This window comes from Sphingomonas hylomeconis (assembly GCF_025370105.1).
Classification (GTDB): domain Bacteria; phylum Pseudomonadota; class Alphaproteobacteria; order Sphingomonadales; family Sphingomonadaceae; genus Sphingomonas; species Sphingomonas hylomeconis.
In genome coordinates this window covers 26,076-48,168 of record NZ_JANQBK010000006.1, presented here as the reverse complement: position 1 = coordinate 48,168, position 22,093 = coordinate 26,076, and the positions used below count along the sequence as shown (strand labels likewise).

The window sequence follows — 22,093 nt, the reverse complement described above, 5'->3', positions numbered from 1 at the left end:
CAAGGTACCGCATGAGCAACCGGCGGTTGGCGTGCGGCCCGTTGGATCCCGGATCAAGTCGGGGATGACGGCGGTAATTGTGGCGCTGTTACTTGCCACCCCGGCGCTCGCCGACAGCAATCTCCCCCCTGCGCGCTACGCCAACACGCAGCTGCGCGATCCCGCCAAGGAACAGCAGGCCCGCGCGCTGATGGCCACGCTGCGCTGCCTCGTCTGCCAGGGCCAGGCGATCTCGGACAGCGATGCCGAGATGGCCGGCGACATGCGATCGCTCGTCCGCACGCGGATCGCCGCGGGCGAGAGCCCGAAGCAGATCCGCGACTCGCTGATCGCCAGCTATGGCGAATACGTGACCTATGATCCGCCGTTCAACGCGCTGACCGCGCCCTTGTGGCTGCTGCCGCTGATTCTGATCGGCATCGGCGCGTGGCTGGCGCGCGGGCTGTTCCGGCGGCAGCGCTCGTGATGGGCTGGGTCGCCCTGGCGTTGATCGGCGCCGCGAGCGCCGTGCTCCTGTGGCGGATCGGCGTGGCGCGCGGGTTGTGGTCGTTCATCGGCGCGGCGCTGATGCTCGGCGCCGCCGGCTATGCGCTGCAGGGCGAACCATCGCTCGCCGGGCATCCGGTGCGTGCCAATGCCGATCCGATCCCGGTCGATCCGGAAATGACCGCACTCCGCGATGACATGCTTGGCCGCTTCCGCGCGGACACGGCCTATCTCGTCGCTGGCGATGCGATGACCCGGATCGGCAATCCCGGTTATGCGGTGAGCGCGATCCTCGGCGGCATCCGCCATCATCCGCAATCGCTGGCCTTGTGGACCGGGCTCGGCACGGCACTGGCCACGCACGACGGCGGTCAGGTATCCCCTGCCGCGCTCTTTGCCTTCCGCCGCGCCGCGCAACTGGCGCCCAAACATCCGGCGCCGCCCTTCTTTCTCGGTCTGTCTTATGTACGATCGGGCGAGTTCGCCAAGGCGCGGCCATATTGGGCCCGCGCGCTGGCACTGACCCCGCCGGGCGTATCGTACCGCCCGCAGATCGCCATTCGGCTGGCGCTGCTCGATCGGTTCCTCGCGGAAACCGCCGGCGCCCCGCCGGGGCAGTGACAGCCAATAGCCAAATGCGTTCCCCGGCGAAGGCCGGGGCCCAGTAGCGAAACAGTACTTGCCGGGCGATGCCCGGCGTTCACCCATCCGGTATACCGAGCCCCGCGCCGCCGGGGAAAGTCGGTCGTCAGTCCGTCCCGCGCCCGGTCTTGGCCTGCAGCGCATCGATGCGCTTCGAGGCATCGGCCTTGGTCAGGCTATCATCGAACTCCTCATTGGCTTCTTCGCTCAGCGTCTTGAGATAGCTCGCCTGCGCACCGGTCATCGCTTCGTCGCCGGTGGTCCAATCATCGGGATTCTTCTCCGCGTTGCCGGTCGGATGGTCCTTGGGGTTCTGGTCGGTCATCGTTGATCTCCTTCACCGCATCGAACGTCGATGTTGCCATCTTGTTCCAAGGTCACCACCCCGGCGTACGCCGGGGCCCAGTCGGAATGGCCGCGATAACGAAGCGCTGCAGTCGCCCATCTTCAGTGTCGCAACTGGGCCCCGTTTTCTGCCGGGGTGGTGTTGAACTCAGCCCGCTGCCGCCCACGCCTCGAACGGCAGGTCGAGATCGTCCGCCACGGCCTTGAACGCGATCTTGCCCTTATAGACGTTGAGCCCGTTGGCGAGATGCGGATCCGCCGCCATCGCCGCTTCGGCGCCCTGATTGACCAGCTTGATCACGAACGGCAGCGTCGCATTGTTGAGCGCGAAGGTGCTGGTCCGCGCCACCGCGCCCGGCATGTTGGCGACGCAATAATGGATCACGCCGTCCACTTCGAACACCGGGTCCTCGTGCGTCGTCGCATGGCTGGTCTCGAAGCAGCCGCCCTGGTCGATCGCGATATCGACCAGCACGGAGCCGCGCTTCATCGTCTTGAGCATCTCGCGCGTGACGAGCTTGGGCGCTGCCGCGCCGGGCACCAGCACCGCGCCGATCACCAGATGCGCGTTCTTCACCGCCGCAGCGATCGCCGCCTTGCTGGCATAGGCGGTCTTGATCTGGCTGCCGAAGAACATGTCGAGCTCGGCCAGCCGCGCGTTCGAGATGTCGTAGATCGTGACGTCGGCGCGCATCCCGACCGCCATCTGCGCCGCGTTGACGCCGGACACGCCGCCGCCGAGGATCGCCACCCGCGCCGGCGCCACGCCGGGAACGCCGCCCAGCAGCACGCCGCGCCCGCCTTGTTCCTTCTCCAGATAATGCGCGCCGACCTGGATCGACATCCGCCCGGCCACTTCGCTCATCGGCTTGAGCAGCGGCAGCGAGCGATCGTTGGCGGTCACCGTCTCATAGGCGATGCACGTCGCGCCCGATGCCATCAGCCCTTCCGCCTGCGGCTTGTCGGCGGCGAGATGGAGGTAGGTGAACAGCAGGTGGCGCGGCTCGAGCAGCGCGATCTCGCTGGGCTGCGGCTCCTTCACCTTCACGATCATGTCGCTCGCGGCGAACACGCTGGCGGCATCGGGCAGGATCGTCGCGCCGGCGGCGATATAGTCCTGGTCCTCGAAATCGATGCCGAGCCCCGCGCCGGTCTGCACCGCCACGCTATGGCCCTGCGCGACCAGCTCGACCACCGAGGGCGGGGTCAGGCCGACGCGATATTCGTGATTCTTGATTTCCTTGGGAACGCCGACGCGCATGAGGTGTGACTCCGGTTTCGAATGTTACTATTATAGCAAAGCCTGACGCGCTTGTCCCGTTGCGGGTGCAGGGGCGCGGTGCTAGGCGCGCAAGCATGGGGCACGGAACGCGTTGCGGCTTATCCACGGGCCGGCATTTTCGATTCGCCGAAGCGATGCGCGCATCGTGAGCAGCGACAGCATAGCCTTGTCCGACGATGTCGCGCCGGACGCGCACGGCCATCATCACGACGGCGTGATCAAGCTCGCGGTCGGCGCGATCGGCGTGGTGTTCGGCGATATCGGCACCAGCCCGCTCTATGCGTTTCGCGAGACGTTCGCCGGGCACCACAAGCTCGCGCTCGATCCGCTGCACATCATGGGCGTCGTCAGTTTGATGTTCTGGTCGATGATGATCGTCGTGACCGTGAAGTATGTCAGCATCATCATGCGCGCCGACAACAAAGGCGAAGGCGGCAGCCTGGCCTTGCTCGCGCTTGTTTCGGGCAAGACCACCACCAAGCGCTGGACGCGCGGCATCATTTTGCTCGGCGTGTTCGCCACCGCCCTGTTCTACGGCGATTCGATGATCACGCCGGCGGTGACCGTGCTGTCCGCGGTTGAGGGTCTCGCCGTCGCGCAGCCGGCGCTGGCCGGGCTGGTCCTGCCGATCGCGGTGGTGATCCTGATCGGCCTGTTCTCGATCCAGCGCAGTGGCACCTCCAAGATCGGCCTGTTCTTTGGCCCCGTCATGCTGCTCTATTTCGCGGTGATCGCCACGCTCGGTGTGATCAGCGTGTGGCAAACGCCGGAGATCCTCTGGGCGCTGTCGCCGCATTACGCGGTGGAATTCTTCTACCTTGATCCGTTCCGTGCATTCCTGGCGTTGGGCTCGGTTGTGCTGGCGGTGACGGGCGCCGAGGCGTTGTATGCCGACATGGGGCATTTCGGGCGCAACCCGATCCGCATCTCCTGGCTGTTCTTCGTGCTGCCGGCGTTGATCCTGAACTATATGGGGCAGGGCGCTTTGCTCTCGCGTGTCGGTGCCCCGGCGCTGGAAAGCCCGTTTTACCTCCTGGCCCCCGAATCATTGCAGCTTCCTTTGGTGTTGCTCGCGACCGCCGCGGCGGTGATCGCCTCGCAGGCCGTCATCACCGGTGCCTTCTCGGTCACGCAGCAGGCGATCCAGTTGGGCTTCGTGCCCCGCCTGCGCATCGAACATACCAGTGCCGCGACCGCGGGGCAGATCTACATCCCGTTGGTCAATTGGCTGCTGATGGTGATGGTGCTGCTACTGGTGCTGGCCTTCCGCTCATCGTCCAACCTCACCTCGGCCTATGGCATCGCGGTGACCGGGGCGATGATGATCGACACCTGCCTGCTCGCCGTGGTGCTGTTCCGGCTGTGGAACTGGCCGACCTATTTCGCGGTGCCGCTGCTGGGCATCCTGTTCCTGGTCGACGGCGCCTATCTCGCCGCCAATCTCACCAAGGTGCCGGATGGCGGCTGGTTCCCGCTGCTCGTCGGCTTCATCATCTTCACGTTCCTGACCACCTGGTCGAAGGGGCGGCAGCTGATGATGCAGCGGATGCGGGAGGGCGCGATGCCGATCAAGGTATTCATCCAATCCGCCGCCAGCGCCGCCACGCGCGTTCCTGGCACGGCGGTGTTCATGACCTCGACCCCCGAAGGCGTGCCGCACGCGCTTCTGCACAATCTCAAGCACAACAAGGTGCTGCACGAGCGCATCATCCTGCTCACCGTCAAGATCATGGACGTGCCCTATAACCCCGATGACGGCCGCTGCTATCTCGAGGATCTCGGTCAGGGCTTTCATCGCATGGTGCTCAAATACGGCTTCATGCAGGAGCCGGACGTACCGGCTGCGCTGGCGCGGATACATCAGTGCGGCGCGGATTTCCGCATGATGGACACGAGCTTCTTCCTCTCGCGGCAGACCCTGCTCGCATCGGAGCGGCCGGGCATGATGCTGTGGCGCGAGAAATTGTTCGCCTGGATGCTGCGCAACGCGGAAAGCGCGATGGAATTCTTCCGCTTGCCGACCAACCGCGTGGTCGAGCTGGGCAGCCAGGTCGAGATTTGAGCGACGCGGCGTCGCCCCCGGCACCGATCATCGTCACCGCCTTGTTCGGCAAGGCGGACACGGCCTATTTCGATGGCCTGCGCAAAACCCACTTTCCGCCCGAGCGGAATCTGCTCGCGGCGCATCTGACGATGTTCCATCATCTGCCGCCCTCGCTCGAGGCCGAGCTGAAGCAGCGTCTGTCCGCGGAGACGCGCGGGGTGCCGGCGCCCGCGGCGCGCATCGCCGGGCTGATGTCGCTTGGCCGCGGCGTCGCCTTCCGGATCGAATCACCCGAACTCGAAGATATCCGCGATCGCTTGCGCGATTCCTTCGCCGCAATGCTGACGCCGCAGGATGCGGCTGGGTGGCGTCCGCACGTCACGATCCAGAACAAGGTCGAGCCGTATCAGGCCAAGGCGCTGCAGGCCGATCTAGAGGCAGTATTTCGTCCGCGCCCCGCGCCGATCGCCGGTCTGGCGGCATGGTGGTATCGCGGCGGCCCATGGGAAGCACTTTCCCGTCACATGTTCGCTTGACCGGCTCGGATGCGCTTCCTATAGCCCGCGCCTCGCAAGCGAAAACGGCTTGTCGTGGCGAAGTAGCTCAGCTGGTTAGAGCACGGGAATCATAATCCTGGGGTCGGGGGTTCAAGTCCCTCCTTCGCTACCATTTCCTTCCTGCCGGGCGCCCGGCCGCGGCGGGTGCGCCTAGCGCCCCATCGCCACCTTGGTATCTTCCAACGCCAGATCGACCAGGTGCCGCATCGCCGCACTGGCCTCGGCGGCATCACCCGCGGCAATCGCCTCGTAAACACGCACATGATCCGGGATTGGGTTGCGCGGCAGGGCGCGGGCGCGCTGCTTGAACTGCGTGGTCCAGCCGACCGCAGCCGCAATGCTCGCGCTCAGCACCACCAGCGTATCGTTGCGTGTCGCGCGTAGGACGGCATCGTGGAATTCGCGGTCGGCGGCGCGGCCCGCTTCGGTGGCCAGCGTGTGGCGGCGCATCGCGGCGAGCGCGTCCTTCATGATCTTCAGATCGGCGCGGTCGCGGCGTTCGGCGGCGAGCGCCGCGGCAGCCGGCTCAACGATCGCGCGCAGCTCGAACAGTCCGCGTACGAACCCGATATCCGGTTCGCCGGTGAACGCCCAGGCCAGCACATCCGGATCGAGCAGGTTCCAACGGTCGCGCGGCAACACGCGCGTGCCCGCCTTTGGCCGGCTCTCGACCAGCCCCTTGGCGGTCAGTACCTGCACCGCTTCGCGATAGGCGCTGCGCGAGACGCCCAGCGATTCGGAAAAGGCCACTTCGCCCGAAAGGATGTCGCCCGGGGCATATTCCCCCGACAAGATCGCCACGCCCAATTTGTGTGCGATTGCACCATGCAGCCGCCGGCCGGTGCCTCGTGCCGCACGCGGCGCCGGCGCTGCCGTCGCGATCTCGCTGGGTTCTGACCCGGTGTCGTCCATCATCTGCTCCCCTGTCCCAAAGGCGTAACAGCGGCCGGGCAATCGTGAAACCATAGATTGCCAGATCGCGGTGCTAGCGATATGTCGGAGTAATAAGGAATGTATTTATGACCGATACGCAATCGCCTGATTCATCGCCTGCTGCTGCCGGGTTCCATTCGATCGACGCGCATAGCGGCGCCGTCGTCGGCGCGGCGTTCCCGACGCATGGCCCGAACGACGTCGCGGCCGCCTGCGCGGCGGCCGAAGCTGCGTTCGACGTCTATCGCGCGACCGACAACGAAGCCCGCGCGACGTTCCTCGAGCGGATCGGCGAAGAGATCGTCGCGCTCGGCGACGCGCTGATCGTCACCGCGATGCGCGAAAGCGGCCTGCCGCGCGCGCGCCTTGAGGGTGAGCGCGGCCGTACCGTGGGCCAGCTCAAGCTGTTCGCGGGCGTGGTGCGTCGCGGCGGCTGGATGGGCGTACGGATCGATCCGGCGCAGCCCGATCGTGCGCCGCTGCCGCGCCCGGATCTGCGCCTGCGCATGATCCCGCTTGGTCCTGTTGCGGTGTTCGGCGCAAGCAACTTCCCGCTGGCTTTTTCGACCGCCGGTGGCGACACCGCCTCGGCGCTCGCCGCGGGCGCGACCGTGGTGGTCAAGGGCCATCCGGCGCATCCGGCAACGGGCGCATTGGTGGCGGGGGCGATCGACGCCGCGGTCGCGGCTTGCGGCCTGCCCAAGGGCCTGTTTTCGCATCTCGTCGGCCCCGGCAACGATCTGGGCAGTGCGCTGGTGCAGGATCCGCGCATCGCCGCGGTCGGCTTTACCGGCTCGCGTGCCGGCGGCCTTGCATTGGTCAAGCTTGCCCAGGCCCGTGCTGTGCCGATTCCGGTCTATGCCGAGATGTCGAGCGTCAATCCGGTCGTACTGATGCCCGAGGCGCTGAAGGCGCGCGGCGCGGCGATCGGCACCGCATTCGTCGGTTCGCTGACGATGGGGGCAGGGCAATTCTGCACCAATCCCGGGCTCGTAGTGGCGATCGACGGCGAGGGGCTCGACGCGTTCGTCGCTTCCGCGGCGACCGCAATGGCCGATGCCGCAGCGGCCACCATGCTTACCGGCGGCATCCATGCCGCGTACGAACAGGGCGTCGCCGCCCTGGCCGGCCATGCCGACGTCAAGACGATCGCGCAGGGCAAGGTCGGTGAGGGCGTCGCGCAGGGGCAGGCCGCCTTCTTCGAAACGACCGCGCAGCAGTTCCTCGCCGACAAGGCGCTTGGCCACGAAGTGTTCGGTGCCGCCTCCTTGCTGGTGCGCTGCGCCGACGAAACCGAGCTCCATGCCGTGCTGCGTGATGCCGAAGGCCAGCTTACCGCGACGATCCAGATGGACGCGGGCGATACCGATGCGGCCGCGCGTCTGATCCCGCTGCTCGAGCGGAAGGCCGGCCGCATCCTCGCCAATGGCTGGCCGACCGGCGTCGAAGTCACGCATGCGATGGTGCATGGCGGGCCGTTCCCGGCGACGTCGGACGGGCGCACCACATCGGTCGGCAGCCTGGCGATCGATCGCTTCCTGCGCCCCGTTTCCTACCAGAACCTCGCGACCGCATTGCTGCCGGCCGTGTTGCGCGACGGCACCGATGCCCCGCGCCTGATCGACGGCGTCGCCGTCCAATAATCACGACAAGGGAACGACCGTAACAACGGCGTTCGTCCAGGGAGAGAGATTGATGAACTTGCGCCTGTTGCAGCACCGCGCCGGGGATGGCACGCGATCGGTGATCGCCGCCACATCGGCCGGTGCCGCATTCGTACCGGGGATCGACAGCGTCCGCACGCTGGCCAGCAAGGCGATCGCCGCGAGCACCGACCTTGCCACCACGATCGCGGCATGCGGCGTGGGCGCTAGCGTTGATATCGCCGCGGAACTGGCGGCGGGGCGTCTGTTGGCGCCGATCGATCATGCCGATCCCGCGCATTTGATCATGTCGGGCACCGGGCTGACGCATCTCGGCTCGGCCGAGGGGCGCGACAAGATGCACCGCGATGCCGCGGCCAGCGACACGCAGACCGATTCGATGCGCATGTTCCTGGAAGGCGTCGAGGGCGGCAAGCCGGCCGCCGGGGCGATCGGCCAGCAGCCGGAATGGTTCTTCAAGGGCGACGGCAGCGGGCTGGTCGGTCCGGGCGAGCCGCTCGTCTCGCCCGCTTTTGCGCAGGACGGCAGCGAGGAGCCCGAACTGGCTGGCATCTATCTGATCGGCCCGGATGGCACGCCGTTCCGCCTCGGCCTGTGCCTGGCCAACGAATTCAGCGATCACGTTACCGAGCGGCATAATTATCTGTGGCTGGCGCATTCCAAGCTGCGCCGGGCCGCGCTCGGGCCGGAGCTGCTGGTCGGCCCGCCACCGCAGCATATCGACGGCAGCAGCCGCATCCGCCGGGATGGCGCGGTGCTGTGGGAAAAGCCGTTTCTGTCGGGCGAGGCCAACATGTCGCACACGATTGCCAATCTCGAGGCGCATCATTTCAAATACGATCTGTTCCGCCGCCCCGGTGACGTGCACGTGCATTTCTTTGGCACCGCGACACTGTCGTTCGCCGATGGCGTCACCACGCAGGAAGGCGACATCTTCGAAATCGAAGCGGCACCGTTCACGCTGCCGCTCCGCAATCCACTCGCAAGGGCGGCCGCAGCGTCGGTCGCGGTGAAGGCACTATGACCACGAACAAGATCCGCGTCGCCATCGTCGGCATGGGCAAGATCGCCGTCGACCAGCATGTCCCGTCGATCGCCGGCAACCCTGATTATGTGCTGACCGCGGTGGTGAGCTCGCGCGATCCGGCGATGCCCGGCGTCGCCTGGCACAAGACGCTGCAGTCGCTGCTCGACGACGGCCCGGCGATCGATGCCGTGGCGCTCTGCACCCCGCCGCAGGTGCGCTATGAGCTGGCGTCGCTGGCGCTGTCGCGCGGCGTGCACGTGTTTCTCGAAAAACCGCCTGGTGCCACGCTGGCCGAAGTGGGGCTGCTCGAGGCGCAAGCGACAAAGAGCGGCGCCACGCTCTTCGCCGGCTGGCATTCGCGCTTCGCCGCCGGCGTCGCGCCGGCGCGCGCCTGGCTTGCCGATCGTCGGGTCGACAGCGTGTCGATCGTATGGCGCGAGGACGTGCGTCATTGGCACCCCGGCCAGGCATGGATCTGGGAGCCGGGCGGGCTCGGCGTGTTCGATCCCGGCATCAACGCGTTGTCGATCGCCACGCATATGCTGCCCGATCCGTTCTTCCTCACCGCGGCGACGCTGTCGACGCCGGCCAACCGCGCTGCGCCGATCGCTGCCGATCTCACCTTCCGGGATTCGCGCGGTGCGCCGGTGACGATGGATCTCGATTGGCGCCAGACCGGCCCACAAAGCTGGGACATCGTCGTCGAGACCGATGCCGGTACGCTCAGCCTCGCCAAGGGCGGTGCGGTGCTGACGCTGCCGAGTGGCGTCGAGCAGCATGACGACGAGGAATATCCCGGTCTCTATGCGCGCTTCGCCACGCTGATCCGCGCCGGCGAGAGCGAGGTCGACGTCACCCCGCTGAAGCTCGTCGCCGATGCCTTCCTGCGCGGCACGCGTGTGGCTGTCGAGAATTTCGATGATTGAGGAGAAGACGATGTCCCGGACCGTACGCGGCCTCGCTGCCGCGCTGCTGCTCTCCACCGCCGCGATCGCCGGCGCCCAGACGGCGCCAGCCGCAGCGCCCGTCACCGCCACGCTGCAGGCCGACAAGCCCGGCCCGGTCTATGACAAGCGCATCTTCACGCAGTTCGCCGAGCATCTCGGCAACGGCATCTATGGGGGCCTGTGGGTCGGTAACGACAAGAAGATTCCGAACACGCGCGGCTTCCGCAACGACGTGGTCGGCGCGCTCAAGCGGCTCGGCGTACCGGTGATCCGCTGGCCCGGCGGCTGCTTTGCCGACGAATATCACTGGCGCGAAGGCATCGGCGCCAAGGCCAAGCGCCCGGTGAAGATCAACACGCACTGGGGCGGCGTGACCGAGCCCAACACCGTCGGCACGCACGAATTCATGGACCTGACCGACCAGATCGGCGCGGAGGCCTATATCGCCGGCAATGTCGGCAATGGCAGCCCGCAGGAAATGGCCGAGTGGGTCGAATACATGACCTCACCCGCCGGCACGCTGGCCGACGAGCGTGCGCGCAACGGCCACAAGGCGCCGTGGAAGGTACCGTATTTCGGCGTCGGCAACGAATTGTGGGGCTGTGGCGGCAACATGCGGCCTGAATATGCCGCCGACCTGACCAAGCGTTACGCCACCTTCATCAAGGCACCAGCCGGTACGAGAATCCTGAAGATCGCCGCCGGTGCCAATGTCGACGACTATAAGTGGACCGAGACGATGATGCGCGAGGCGATCGGGCAGATCGATGCCGTGTCGCTGCATTATTACACGATCCCCGGCAATTGGCCGCCGCGCGCCTCGCCGACCGAGTTCGACGAGGCCGCCTGGGCCGAGACGCTGGCCGGCGCGTGGAAGATGGACGAACTTATCACCAAGCACAGCGCGATCATGGATAAATACGATCCGCAGAAGCGTATCTGGCTCGCGGTCGACGAATGGGGCACATGGTTCGCTCAGGATCCGGGCACGCAGCCCGGTTTCCTGCGTCAGCAGAACACGCTGCGCGATGCGCTCGTTGCGGCGATCCATCTCAACGTGTTCGCCAAGCATGCCGAGCGCGTGAAGCTGACCGCGATCGCGCAGATGGTGAACGTGCTGCAGGCGATGATCCTGACCGACGGCAGCAAGATGGTGCTGACGCCGACCTATCATGTCTTCGAGATGTACAAGCCGTATATGGACGGCACGGTGCTGCCGCTCGAGATCAAATCGCCCTGGTACAACAAGGACCAGTGGACCATGCCACAGGTCAGCGCGAGCGCGGTGCGCGGCAAGGACGGCCTGGTGCATGTTGCTTTGGCCAATGCCGATCCCGATAAGCCGGTGACGCTCTCGGTGGCGCTTACGGGCGTGTCCGCGGGCAGCGTCGCAGGCCGCATTCTCACTGCGCCGGCGATGAACGCGCGCAACGATTTCGGCGTCGCCGAGGCAGTGACCCCGGTGGCGTTCAATGGCGCGCAGGTACAGGGCAATATGTTGACGGTCACGCTGCCGGCCAAGTCGGTCGTCATGCTTGACTTGCGCTGACATGCGTCGTCACGTGATCGGGGGAGCGCTGGCAGCAATGCTGGCGCTCGCCACCGCGCCCGCCCTTGCGCAGCAGGAACCGACCAGTCTCAATGCGCGGCTGGGAGGCGATATCGTGCCGGTGCACGATCCGGTGCTGATTCGCGAAGGGGATAGCTATCATGTCTTCTCGACCGGGATCGGGCGAGACGGGCAGGGGATCGTGTCGCATCGCACCTCGCGCGATCTCCTTCACTGGGTAAGCGCACCGCCGCCGTTCGCATCGTTGCCGGCCTGGGTGGCGGGCACGATCCCGGGGGCAACCAACCTCTGGGCGCCCGACATCTCCTACGTGAACGGTCGCTATCGGCTCTATTACTCCGCCTCGACCTTCGGATCGAACCGATCGGGGATCGGCATGGCCAGCAGCGCGACGCTCGATCCGGGGAAGCCGGGCTATGGCTGGCGCGACGAAGGTCTCGTCGTCGCATCGCAGCCGGGCGATGATTTCAACGCGATCGATCCCGCCTTCATTGCCGACAAACAGGGCCGCCACTGGCTATCGCTCGGCAGCTTCTGGACCGGGCTCAAACTTTTCGAGCTGGATCCGCGCACCGGCAAATTGCTGCACCCGGGCGCCAAGCCGGTGGCGATTGCACGCCGACCCGTGCCGGCCGGGGCACCGTCGATCGTCGAGGCGCCGTACATCTTCGAACGGGGCGGCTATTACTGGCTGCTCGCCAGCTACGACTATTGCTGCAAGGGCGTGAACAGCACTTATTATACCGTGATCGGCCGCTCGAAGACGGTCGCCGGGCCCTATCGCGGCAAGGATGGCAGTTCGCTGCTCGACGGCGGTGGCACGATCCTGCTGCGCGCCGATCTGCAGGAGAAGCAGCGCTTCCGCGGCCCCGGCCATGCCGGTCATTTCCGCGATACCGATGGAACCGATCGGATCGTCTATCACGCCTATGACAAAGACAAGAATGGCGCGCCGACCCTCCGTATCGCGACCCTGAACTGGGGCGCGGACGGCTGGCCGACCGCCCGCTAGCGGAGAACAACCATGGATACCGTATCGCGCCGCCTGTTCCTCGCCGCTTCCGCCGTGGCGACTGCCGCGCCGGCATTGGCCCGGCGTCCTGCCGGCAGCGGAATCGTCAATCCGCTGGTGCGCAATCGCGCCGACGCGCAGGTCTTCCGCCACACCGACGGCTGGTATTACATGACCGGATCCGTGCCCGAATATGACCGGCTCGTGCTGCGTCGCTCGAAGACTCTCGCTGGCCTCGCGACGGCGCAGGAGCGCGTATTGTGGCGGCACGAGAAGACTGGCCCGATGTCGGGCTTCCTGTGGGCGCCCGAGCTGCACCTGATCGACGGCAAATGGGTGATCTATTTCGCCGCCGGCCCCAGCGGCGGCGGCGAGGATGTGTTCCGCATCCGCAGCTATGCCGTGGTGTGCGACGGCAAGGATCCGATGACCGGCAAATGGTCTGCGCTGGGCCAGTTGCAGCTGCCCTGGGACAGTTTCAATCTCGATTCGACGGTCTTCACGCATCGCGGCACGCGCTACCTATGCTGGGCGCAGCGCGAGGCGGGGATCGACAGCAATTCGAACCTCTATCTCGCCCCGCTCGAAACCGCGCTGACGATCGGCGCCAAACCCGCACGGCTGACCGTCCCGACGCTCGACTGGGAAGTGCGCGGTTTCAAGGTCGCCGAGGCGCCCGCCTTCCTGGCGCGCAACGGCCAGGTGTTCATCACCTATTCGGCCAGCGCGACCGACGATCGCTATTGCCTGGGGCTGCTCAGCGCGCGCGCCGATGCGAACCTGATGGACCCGGCGGCGTGGACCAAATCGCCGCAACCGGTGTTCAAATCCTCGCCGGAGAACAAGGTGTTCGGCCCCGGCCACAACAGCTTCACGGTCGATGAGAAGGGCCGCGACATCCTGGTCTATCACGGCCGCGATTATGCGGCGATCAAGGGCGATCCGCTGTTCGATCCCAACCGTCACACGCGTATGCAGCCGTTCGGCTTCAACGCGGACGGCAGCCCGAACTTCGGCGTGCCGCGCGCCAACGGACGACTCTAATGGCGATCGGGCGGCGTGCGTTCCTGGCGGCCGGCGCGGCCGCCACCGCGCTGCCCGCCCTGGCCGCGACGCGGAAGGCGCCGGCACCGCTGCTCGCGCCGACACCGCCGATGGGCTGGAATAGCTGGAACAGCTTCGCCACGACGATCACCGAGGCGCAGGCACTGCAAACCGCCACGATCCAGGCGGAGAAGCTGCTGCCATCGGGCTTCGACATCTTTACGGTCGACATCCAATGGTATGAGCCCGGTGCCAGCAGCTACGCCTATGCCGCCAAGCCGACGCCGGTGATGGACGCTTATGGCCGGCTATTGCCCGCGCCGAACCGTTTTCCCTCGAGCGCCGGGGGCAGGGGCTTCGCGCCGCTCGCCGCCAAGATCCACGCCATGGGGCTGCGCTTCGGCATCCATCTGATGCGCGGCATTCCGCGTCTCGCCGTCGAGCGCAACCTGCCGGTATTCGGCACCAGGGTTCGCGCGCGCGATATCGCCGACACGACGAGCATCTGCGCCTGGAACCCCGACATGTATGGCGTCGACATGGGCAAGCCCGGCGCGCAGGCCTATTACGACAGTGTCTTCGCGCTGTACGCCGCATGGGGCGTCGATTTCGTCAAGATGGACGATATGAGCCGTCCCTATGACGCGCATGCCGCCGAGATCGAGGCGGCGGATCATGCGATCGTCGCCACCGGACGGCCCATCATCCTCAGCCTGTCGCCAGGCGAAACGCCGGTGCCGCGCGCCGGCCATGTGCGCAAATACGCGCAGATGTGGCGGATCAGCGACGATTTCTGGGACGACTGGGCGATGCTCGAGGCGCAGTTCGTCCGGCTGGAGAATTGGAACGATTATCGTATGCCCGGCGGCTGGCCGGACGCGGACATGCTGCCGCTTGGGCGCCTGGCGTTAGGCGCGCGCGATACGAGGTTCACGCCGGACGAGCAGCGCACGCTGATGACCTTGTGGTCGATTGCGCGATCGCCGCTGATCATGGGCGGCGACCTGCGCCATCTCGATCCCGCTACGCTGGCGCTGCTGACCAATCCCGAGGTGATCGCGGTCAATCAACACAGCCACGGCAACCAGCCGCATTTCGTCGCCGACGGCACGCGGATCTGGTCGGCGCAGGTGCCGGGGTCGGCGGGCCGCTATGTCGCCCTGTTCAACACCGATCGGATGGCCCGCACGGTGACGGTCGATCTCGCCGCACTTGGATGGCGCGGACCGGCCAAGGTGCGCGACCTCTGGGCGCGTCGGCCACTGGCGCCCGTGGTCCATGCGCTGTCTCAATCCCTCCCGCCGCACGGCGCCGGCCTGTACCGCCTATCTTGATTGTTCGACCAGTCAGGTCAGATAATTATGATATCGCTACCATTTGTCTATCCCTATGGGATGAGACAGTCCCATCACAATTCGCGACAATATCCCGTCGAGCGTCTAAATGTAACTTCTAGTCAGAGTAGAAGCTTTGCTTTCCAAGCTCTTCTCTCAGGTGCGTTCCGTATCTGTTCGCGTTATTGCAGCTCTCGTATCTGGCCGGCCTTTCCGCCATTGCGCGTCATAACCGCGCCGAGAACGGCAGATCGCCGTGGCCGGCATACGCCAGATGCTTCGGTTGATACGCCGCCTAATAGTCCAACAGGCAACCGGTAAAAATTGCCCACGCACAGCCACGGAGCGGAAAGCTGAGTTTGGCCCTGCGCTCGCGATCGAATGTGAATGTTGCCGAAATGATACAGCCGGCTTTTATCAGACAATTGCATATTGCCAGCGCGCGGTCATGCTCCTAGCAGGTCCGAACCGGTCGGAAAACCGACGAGGGACGGGTTCAGGGGAGAGGGTTATGAACGCCAAGGCGTTACTTCGTACATCAGTGGCTGCTTTCGCGCTTGTCGGGCTGTCGCCGCTCGCCGCCCAGACCGAGGCGCAGGACGCGCCCAAGCCGGAAGCCGCGTCAGACCAGAGCATCAGCGCGGCCTCGCCCGACGCCGCCGTGCAGGAAACGCCGGTCGAAGAGGGCGATATTGTCGTCACTGGGTTCCGCCGCAGCCTTCAGTCGGCGCAGAACATCAAGCGCCTGTCCGACGGCATCGTCGACGCGATCGTCGCCGAGGATATCGGCAAGCTGCCCGACACGTTCGCGTCGTCCGCGCTGCAGCGCGTTGCGGGCGTCGCGGTCACGCGCGGCGGCGGCGAATCGGCCGGCGTCACGGTGCGCGGTCTGCCCGATCTCACCACTACCTATAACGGGCGCCAGATCTTCACGGCCGAAGGTCGTTACGTCCAGATCCAGGATTTCCCCGCCGGCACCGTCGCCGCGCTGGAAGTCTATAAGTCGGGTCTCGCGCCGCAGATCGAAGGCGGCATCGCCGGTGCGATCAACGTGCGCGGGCGCAAGCCGTTCGACTTTAGCGGCTTCGAGCTGTCCGGCTCGGCCAATGCCGTGCTGTCGCAGCAGTCCGAGAAGATCGTGCCCAACGGCAACCTGCTGATCAGCAATCGCTGGGATACCGGTATCGGCGAGATGGGCCTCCTGCTCAACGCCTCCTATGTCGGCATCAACTTCATGGATTCGACGCGCGAACAGTCGCTGGTGATCGGCACAACTGATGCGAACAATGCGCCGGGCGTGCAGGCTGGCCTGCGTTTTCCAGACGCTCAGGGCAATTTCCTGGGTTATGGTGCGCGCTACCGTCCGTCGGCCAACGCCGCCTTCCAGTGGAAGCCCACGCCTGAACTCGAAGTTTACGTTGACGGTCTCTACCAGGGCTTCCGCTCGGAAGATTATAACCGGTACATGTTCGTGCCGATCTTCGGCGCGATCACGCTATCCAACGTGACGACGATCCCCGGCACCAATCAAATCTCGACGGCCACCGTCACCAACGCGGTGCGGCCCGATGGCTATAGCGGTTCGTTCAACGGCAAGACCGATACGTACCAGGCCGGCGGCGGGGTGATCTGGACGAAGGATCGTCTGAAAATCTCGGCCGACGTGGCCTATACGGACAGCAAGTACACGGCTGACCTCGTCAATGTCGATTATGCGATGGCCAGCTCGCCGGTACGCAACGTTCAGTTCGACGCCTCCAAGGATGGCGGCGCTTCACAGAGCTACGTCAATTTCAATATCTCCGACCCCGCCAACTATATCAGCCGCGGCCTCTATCAGGAGTTGCTGGTGGTGAGCGGCCAGGACTGGCAGGCGCGCACCGACCTGACCTACGATCTGGACATGGGCTTCCTGAAGCGGCTCGAGGTCGGCGTGCGATATGGCGATCGCAAAGCCGCACGCGATTTCGGTAATTTCTACGTCAATAACGAGGCGGCACGCGCTCCGCTGACCTCGCTGCCGGGGGCGATCGTTCAGGCCACGCTGCCGGGCTTCACCTACAATAATGCCCAGCCCAACAAGACCTTCGCCGCGATCACCCGGGACAGCATCCGTGACAATCTGGTGGCGCTTCGTAGCTTCTTTGGGGCGCCGGCCGGTATCCCGGCCAACAATCCGGGGGATAACTTCCGTGCCAACGAAAAATCCTATGCTGCCTACGCGCAGCTGAAGTACGGGTTCGATCTTGGCAATATCGTCGTGGATGGCGTCGCGGGGCTGCGCGCGGTCAAGACTAAGACAGACATCAGCAGCTTCGGTTTCGTGGATGGGGCTCTCACGCCGATCAGCCGTGGCAACGACTATACCGACTATCTGCCGAACGTCAGCGCGCGTGTCGCGTTGAACGACAAGCTGCAGGTGCGGCTTGCCTATACTCAAACGCGTACGCGCCCGAGCTTCTTCGATCTTCGCCCCAACTTGTCGCTCGGACAGAAATTGGATCCCGCCACGCTTCCCGACGGCGATCCCTGCAAGCCGGTGGCAAATCAGGGCTCCGAGGAATGCCTCCGGCGACTGGCCACCCCCGCTTCTGGCGGCAATCCAAATCTGAAACCGCTGACGTCGAATAACTATGATGTAAGCGCGGAATATTACTTCTCGCGAACCGGGTCATTCACCGCAGCGATCTTCCGTCATGATGCGGAAGGGTTCGTAGCGACGGTCGATAACTATTACACCGATCCGCAATTTGGGTCGCTTCGTGCTTTCCAACCGGTGAATCTCGGGAAGACCCGCCTGCAGGGGGCCGAGGTTACGTTCACCAGCTTCCTGGACATCGATAGCTTCCCCAATTGGGCGAAGGGCTTCGGCCTCCAGGCCAATGGCACATATATCGATGCCGTAGGCGATCTTGCGCCAAACATCGCGGCGACGCGCGGCAGTTCGCGTGGAGATTTTCCGGGCGTGTCGAAATGGGCGTACAACCTCGTCGCGCTGTATGAAAAGCCGATGTTCGCGGCGCGTGTTGCCTATAACTACCGCTCCGACTTCGTGTCTTACTACAGCAACGAGCCGCTCGATCCGATCGCTCGTCCGGTCATCGAAAAGGGCCGGGGCCAGGTCGATTTCTCGACCTCGATCACGCCGTTGCCGAACATCACCGTCGCGTTCGATATCATCAACCTGCTCGGCAACCCGCTGAAGCGTACGCGCGAGTTCGATGCCGGCACGTATACGCGGCAGACGGTCTATCTTGAGCGCGCCTATTCGCTCGGCGTGCGGTTCCGCTTCTGATTGGGAGTTCAGGCATGAAGCTTCTCGTTGTATTGGGTGCGGCCGTCCTGGCCGCACCCGTGATCGCCCAGGCACCGGCCGCCGCGCCAGCGCCGTCCGGCCAGTCGGCCGAGGCATTGTTCGCGCAGCGCCTGATCAACGATCCGCGGGTCGAGGTGCTCCGGCCATATGGCCAGCCGATCGGCCCGGTCCCCCGCTCGGACAAGACCGTCCAGTTCGGCAAGGCGCTGCGGGTCCAGATCGGCAGCCCGTCGCTGGAAATCGGCCGGATCGGCGTGACCACGCCGACGCTGAAACCGGTCAAGGAAGGCGATCGCATCGTCGTCGCCTTCTGGGCGCGCGCGCAGCGCACCGAAGATAAGGCGCCCGGCAAGCTCTGCCGCGTGCAGCTGGAGGCGACACCGCAGATCCGCGCGGTGTTCGATCAGCCGTTCGATGTCACGCCCGAATGGAAGATGTACAAGCTCTCCGGCAAGGCCGATCGCGCCTATCCTGCAGGCGGGCTCAACGCCGCCTTCCATCTCGCCTGCGCCAAGCAGGTGATCGATCTCGGCCCGGTGTTCATATTGGATTACGGCGCATGAAACGCTTTTTTCTCGCCGCCGGCCTGATGCTGGCGGGGACCACCGCCATCACCACCACGGTGATGGCCAAGAACCCGCAATTCCAGGGCGCCGATCCGCACGCCGTCTATATCGATGGCGAATTGTGGGTATTCCCGACCGGCGGCCCCGGCGGCAGCTGGTCCGCCGACCGGTTCGGCGCCTTCTCGTCCAAGGATCGCAAGAAATGGCGCAGCCGCGGCGAACTGATCCGTCGTGACAGTATCACGTGGATCAAGGACGATGGCGCGAAGGAGCATTTCCTCTGGGCGCCCGGCGTCGCGACCAAAGATGGCAAATGGTATCTCTATTATTCGGTCGGCCCGCAGAACCCGACGCCGAGCCGGATCGGCGTCGCAGTCGCGTCGCGCCCCGAGGGGCCTTATGTTGATAGCGGCAAGCCGCTGCTGACCGGCGAACTGGTCAAGGACGGGCGGGGGTTCGAGGCGATCGACCCGATGACGTACGTCGATGCCAAATCGGGCAAGGCGTATATGTATGCCGGCGGCAGCGCGGGCGCCAAGCTGCGCGTGTTCGAACTGACGCCGGACATGGTGACGATCGCTCGCGAGATTCCCGTCGCGACGCCGCCCGAATTTACCGAGGGCGCGTTCATGCATGAACGGAACGGCATCTATTACCTGTCGTATAGCCATGGCCGGTTCAACGGGCCGGATTATTCGGTCCATTATGGGACCGCGACGTCGCCGATCGGGCCGTGGCAATATCGCGGCGCGATCCTGACCAGCGACAAGAAGCACAAGGGGCCGGGCCATCACAGCTTCGTGCAGGATCCCAAGACCGGCGAGTGGCTGATCGTCTATCACCGCTGGGAAAATCCCAAGGGCGCAGCACCCTATCAGGGCGAGCGGCAGGTGGCGGTCGATCGGTTGCGTTATGCCGCCGATGGGTCGATCCTGCCCATCGCCATGACGGACTGAGCGCCGCGTCGCACAAAAATAATAAGAGAGGTATTCCATGAATCGCACGTTCTTCGCCGCGACCGCGCTCGCCACCCTTACGTGCGGCATTGCGGCGGCTCCTGCCGCGGCGGCCGACGCCAAGCGCGCGAGCTTCGGCACGATGCCCGACGGCCGCGACGTGCCCGCCATCACGCTGACCAACCGCCGCGGCGTCTCCGCCACGGTGATCGCGCTCGGCGCGTCGCTGCAGGCGCTGCTGATGCCCGATAAGCGCGGCAAGGTGGAAGACGTGCAAATCGGTTACGACACGCTCGACGGCTATCTCGCCAAGCCGGAATTTTTCGGCGCGACAGTCGGGCGCGTCGCCAACCGCATCGCCAAGGGCCGCTTCACGCTCGACGGCAAGACCTATCGCACGCCCGTCAATAACGGCCCCAATTCGCTGCACGGCGGCACCAAGGGCTTCGACAAGGTGCTGTGGGACGTGGTCGACGTGAAGAGTGGTCCGGCTGCGTCGGTCACGCTGCGCTATGTCAGCCCCGATGGCGACATGGGCTATCCGGGCACGGTAACGACCTACGCGACCTATGTGCTCGACGAGCAGAACCAGCTGACGATCGACTATCGCGCGACCACCGACCGCCCGACCGTCGTCAACATCTCCAACCATGCCTATTGGAACCTCGCCGGCGTCGGCAGCCCCCGTGGCGCGATGGGCCACGTCGTGACGATCCCCGCGCAGCTCTACACGCCGACCGACGCGACCTCGATCCCGACCGGCGTCAACGTGCCCGTCGCCGGCACGGTGTTCGATTTCCGCAAGCCTCGGGCGATCGGCGATCGGGTGCGCGACGCGCGCGACCCACAGATCGCTTTTGGCCGCGGTTACGATCACAATTGGGTCATCGGAAACAGCGTGACGCTGACTACGCACCTGATGGCGCGCGTCGTCGAGCCGGTGTCGGGCCGCGGTTACGAATTGTGGTCGAACCAGCCGGGGCTGCAATTCTATTCGGGCAATTTCTTCGACGGCACGATCACCGGCAAGAAGGGCCAGATCTATCGCATGGGTGATGCGATCGTGATGGAGCCGCAGCTGTTTCCCGATGCGCCCAACCAGCGCAACTTCCCGTCGGTGCGGCTCAACCCGGGCCAGACCTACAAGAACACGATCGTCTACAAGCTGACCGTGCAGCGCTGATCGACCCGACGGGAGAAGAATGATGAGATTGTTTCTTACGGCACTGCTCGCCACCGCCGCCGTCATCGCCAGCCCCGCCGAAGCGCGCGGCCGCTGGAGCGAGGCCCAGGCCAACAACTGGTACGCCAAGCAGCCTTGGCTGGTCGGCGCCAACTACACGCCCGCCAGCGCGATCAACCAGCTCGAAATGTGGCAGGAAGCGACCTGGGATCCCAAGCGGATCGATTACGAGCTGAACCTCGCGCAGGGCATCGGCATGAACACGATGCGCGTGTTCCTGCACGATCAGCTCTGGGAGCAGGACAAGGAAGGCTTCAAGCGCCGGATCGAAGAGTTTCTGACGATCGCGCAGCGCCACAATATCAAGCCGCTGTTCGTGCTGTTCGACAGCTGCTGGGATCCCGATCCCAAGCTCGGGCCGCAGCATCCGCCGATCCCCGGCGTGCACAATTCGGGCTGGGTGCAGGGGCCGGGCCTGCCGGGCCTGCGCGATCGCAGCCGCTATCCGGGCTACAAGGCCTATGTGCAGGGCGTGATCGGCGCATTTGCCAACGACGATCGCATCCTCGGCTGGGACGTATGGAACGAGCCCGACAATGGCGCCGACCAGTATAAGGGCCAGGAAGGCAAGGAGCCGCTGGTGCGCGCGATGCTGGCGCAGGTCTTTACCTGGGCGCGCGATGCCGATCCGAGCCAGCCGATCACGTCGGGCGTGTGGCTCGGCGACGATTGGACGCCGGGCGGCAAGGGCTCGCCGATGGAGAAATTGCAGCTCGCGCAATCCGACGTGATCACGTTCCACGATTATAATTGGCCCGAGACGTTCGAGGGCCGGATCAAGCAGTTGCTGCCCTATGGACGGCCGATCCTGTGCACCGAATATATGGCGCGCGGCAACGGCTCCACCTTCGATGGCTCGCTGCCAATTGCCAAGCGCTACAATGTCGCGATGATGAACTGGGGCTTCGTCGACGGCAAGACGCAGACGCGGCTGCCGTGGGACAGCTGGCAGAAGCCCTATGTCATGGCCGAGCCGACGATCTGGTTCCACGAGGTGTTCCGCGGCGACGGCACGCCCTATCGCAAGGCCGAGACCGATCTGATCCGTCGCCTCGCCGCCGCGCCCAAGGGCGTCGTGCCCCCAGGCGAGCCACCCGTGCCCGCCCCGCGCAAGCGGCGCTGATC

The 22,093-nt window shown here is 65.3% G+C and carries 18 protein-coding genes, 1 tRNA gene and 1 pseudogene; 17 read left to right on the top strand and 3 right to left on the bottom strand.

What is annotated here, in order from left to right; translation table 11 throughout:
* Positions 1-64: 64 nt before the first annotated feature.
* Together NV401_RS10495 and NV401_RS10490 are read left to right on the top strand one after the other, a co-directional pair.
* Entirely contained in the window at positions 65-466 is a 402-nt protein-coding gene (locus NV401_RS10495; RefSeq protein WP_261294375.1) for a cytochrome c-type biogenesis protein, read from the top strand.
* Positions 466-1,107, top strand: coding sequence for a tetratricopeptide repeat protein (locus NV401_RS10490; protein ID WP_261294374.1), 642 nt, complete (start codon positions 466-468; stop codon positions 1,105-1,107). The genes NV401_RS10495 and NV401_RS10490 overlap by 1 nt, the downstream gene beginning before the upstream one ends.
* 127 nt (positions 1,108-1,234) lie before the next feature.
* Here NV401_RS10490 and NV401_RS10485 read toward each other — a convergent pair whose 3' ends face one another.
* Both NV401_RS10485 and ald read right to left on the bottom strand, forming a co-directional pair.
* Positions 1,235-1,453 carry a DUF3072 domain-containing protein gene (locus tag NV401_RS10485; protein ID WP_261294373.1) on the bottom strand — a complete coding sequence of 73 codons (219 nt, stop codon included), beginning with the start codon at positions 1,451-1,453 and terminating at the stop codon, positions 1,235-1,237.
* A 168-nt stretch (positions 1,454-1,621) separates the two neighbouring features.
* The gene (gene ald / locus NV401_RS10480) at positions 1,622-2,734 is read right to left on the bottom strand and encodes an alanine dehydrogenase (protein ID WP_261294372.1); all 1,113 of its coding nucleotides are present in this window, start codon (positions 2,732-2,734) and stop codon (positions 1,622-1,624) included.
* Between the two features lie 181 nt (positions 2,735-2,915).
* Here ald and NV401_RS10475 point away from each other — a divergent pair, with 181 nt between their 5' ends.
* The 3 genes from NV401_RS10475 (at position 2,916) to NV401_RS10465 (ending at position 5,468) form a co-directional block, all read left to right on the top strand.
* Complete coding sequence (locus NV401_RS10475) at positions 2,916-4,817, top strand: potassium transporter Kup (protein ID WP_261294426.1); 1,902 nt, start codon at positions 2,916-2,918, stop codon at positions 4,815-4,817.
* On the top strand, positions 4,814-5,335 hold the full coding sequence (locus NV401_RS10470) for a 2'-5' RNA ligase family protein (RefSeq protein WP_261294371.1): 522 nt from the start codon (positions 4,814-4,816) through the stop codon (positions 5,333-5,335). The genes NV401_RS10475 and NV401_RS10470 overlap by 4 nt, the downstream gene beginning before the upstream one ends.
* Before the next feature lie 56 nt (positions 5,336-5,391).
* Positions 5,392-5,468 (top strand) — tRNA-Met (locus NV401_RS10465).
* Positions 5,469-5,506: 38 nt separating this feature from the next.
* On the opposite strand, the gene NV401_RS10460 is transcribed toward NV401_RS10465, so the two are convergent.
* On the bottom strand, positions 5,507-6,268 hold the full coding sequence (locus tag NV401_RS10460) for a FadR/GntR family transcriptional regulator (protein WP_261294425.1): 762 nt from the start codon (positions 6,266-6,268) through the stop codon (positions 5,507-5,509).
* Positions 6,269-6,375: 107 nt separating this feature from the next.
* Between NV401_RS10460 and NV401_RS10455 the strand changes: the two genes are divergently transcribed.
* From NV401_RS10455 to NV401_RS10400, 12 genes and pseudogenes are all read left to right on the top strand, one after another.
* Positions 6,376-7,932, top strand: a complete 1,557-nt coding sequence (locus NV401_RS10455) for an aldehyde dehydrogenase (NADP(+)) (protein WP_261294370.1) — start codon at positions 6,376-6,378, stop codon at positions 7,930-7,932.
* A 52-nt stretch (positions 7,933-7,984) separates the two neighbouring features.
* A complete protein-coding gene (gene araD1, locus NV401_RS10450; RefSeq protein ID WP_261294369.1) occupies positions 7,985-8,977 on the top strand; it encodes an AraD1 family protein in 993 nt (330 codons plus the stop codon).
* Positions 8,974-9,906 (top strand): Gfo/Idh/MocA family protein, encoded by a 933-nt coding sequence (locus NV401_RS10445; protein ID WP_261294368.1) that lies wholly within the window; start codon positions 8,974-8,976, stop codon positions 9,904-9,906. Before araD1 ends, NV401_RS10445 begins: the two co-directional genes overlap by 4 nt.
* A gap of 10 nt (positions 9,907-9,916) precedes the next feature.
* Positions 9,917-11,476 (top strand): alpha-N-arabinofuranosidase, encoded by a 1,560-nt coding sequence (locus tag NV401_RS10440; RefSeq protein ID WP_261294367.1) that lies wholly within the window; start codon positions 9,917-9,919, stop codon positions 11,474-11,476.
* A 1-nt stretch (position 11,477) separates the two neighbouring features.
* A complete protein-coding gene (locus NV401_RS10435; RefSeq protein WP_261294366.1) occupies positions 11,478-12,509 on the top strand; it encodes an arabinan endo-1,5-alpha-L-arabinosidase in 1,032 nt (343 codons plus the stop codon).
* 12 nt (positions 12,510-12,521) lie between these two features.
* Positions 12,522-13,550 (top strand): annotated as a pseudogene (locus tag NV401_RS10430) (glycoside hydrolase family 43 protein); the annotation flags it as partial.
* 2 nt (positions 13,551-13,552) lie between these two features.
* On the top strand, positions 13,553-14,887 hold the full coding sequence (locus NV401_RS10425) for a glycoside hydrolase family 27 protein (protein ID WP_261294365.1): 1,335 nt from the start codon (positions 13,553-13,555) through the stop codon (positions 14,885-14,887).
* A gap of 256 nt (positions 14,888-15,143) precedes the next feature.
* A complete protein-coding gene (locus NV401_RS10420; protein ID WP_261294364.1) occupies positions 15,144-18,182 on the top strand; it encodes a TonB-dependent receptor in 3,039 nt (1,012 codons plus the stop codon).
* Between the two features lie 14 nt (positions 18,183-18,196).
* Positions 18,197-18,766: a hypothetical protein gene (locus tag NV401_RS10415; RefSeq protein ID WP_261294363.1), complete on the top strand. Its 570-nt coding sequence runs from the start codon at positions 18,197-18,199 to the stop codon at positions 18,764-18,766.
* Entirely contained in the window at positions 18,763-19,725 is a 963-nt protein-coding gene (locus NV401_RS10410) for a family 43 glycosylhydrolase (protein ID WP_261294362.1), read from the top strand. Before NV401_RS10415 ends, NV401_RS10410 begins: the two co-directional genes overlap by 4 nt.
* A 37-nt stretch (positions 19,726-19,762) precedes the next feature.
* Complete coding sequence (locus NV401_RS10405; protein ID WP_261294361.1) at positions 19,763-20,908, top strand: aldose epimerase family protein; 1,146 nt, start codon at positions 19,763-19,765, stop codon at positions 20,906-20,908.
* 22 nt (positions 20,909-20,930) lie between these two features.
* Complete coding sequence (locus NV401_RS10400; RefSeq protein WP_261294360.1) at positions 20,931-22,091, top strand: cellulase family glycosylhydrolase; 1,161 nt, start codon at positions 20,931-20,933, stop codon at positions 22,089-22,091.
* Positions 22,092-22,093: the final 2 nt, after the last annotated feature.

Coding starts and splice junctions, on each gene's coding strand:
- NV401_RS10495 (WP_261294375.1), top strand. CDS start 65: ATGACGGCGGTAATTGTGGCGCTGTTACTTGCCACCCCGGCGCTCGCC.
- NV401_RS10490 (WP_261294374.1), top strand. CDS start 466: ATGGGCTGGGTCGCCCTGGCGTTGATCGGCGCCGCGAGCGCCGTGCTC.
- NV401_RS10485 (WP_261294373.1), bottom strand. CDS start 1,453: ATGACCGACCAGAACCCCAAGGACCATCCGACCGGCAACGCGGAGAAG.
- ald (WP_261294372.1), bottom strand. CDS start 2,734: ATGCGCGTCGGCGTTCCCAAGGAAATCAAGAATCACGAATATCGCGTC.
- NV401_RS10460 (WP_261294425.1), bottom strand. CDS start 6,268: ATGGACGACACCGGGTCAGAACCCAGCGAGATCGCGACGGCAGCGCCG.
- NV401_RS10455 (WP_261294370.1), top strand. CDS start 6,376: ATGACCGATACGCAATCGCCTGATTCATCGCCTGCTGCTGCCGGGTTC.
- araD1 (WP_261294369.1), top strand. CDS start 7,985: ATGAACTTGCGCCTGTTGCAGCACCGCGCCGGGGATGGCACGCGATCG.
- NV401_RS10445 (WP_261294368.1), top strand. CDS start 8,974: ATGACCACGAACAAGATCCGCGTCGCCATCGTCGGCATGGGCAAGATC.
- NV401_RS10440 (WP_261294367.1), top strand. CDS start 9,917: ATGTCCCGGACCGTACGCGGCCTCGCTGCCGCGCTGCTGCTCTCCACC.
- NV401_RS10435 (WP_261294366.1), top strand. CDS start 11,478: ATGCGTCGTCACGTGATCGGGGGAGCGCTGGCAGCAATGCTGGCGCTC.
- NV401_RS10425 (WP_261294365.1), top strand. CDS start 13,553: ATGGCGATCGGGCGGCGTGCGTTCCTGGCGGCCGGCGCGGCCGCCACC.
- NV401_RS10415 (WP_261294363.1), top strand. CDS start 18,197: ATGAAGCTTCTCGTTGTATTGGGTGCGGCCGTCCTGGCCGCACCCGTG.
- NV401_RS10410 (WP_261294362.1), top strand. CDS start 18,763: ATGAAACGCTTTTTTCTCGCCGCCGGCCTGATGCTGGCGGGGACCACC.
- NV401_RS10405 (WP_261294361.1), top strand. CDS start 19,763: ATGAATCGCACGTTCTTCGCCGCGACCGCGCTCGCCACCCTTACGTGC.
- NV401_RS10400 (WP_261294360.1), top strand. CDS start 20,931: ATGAGATTGTTTCTTACGGCACTGCTCGCCACCGCCGCCGTCATCGCC.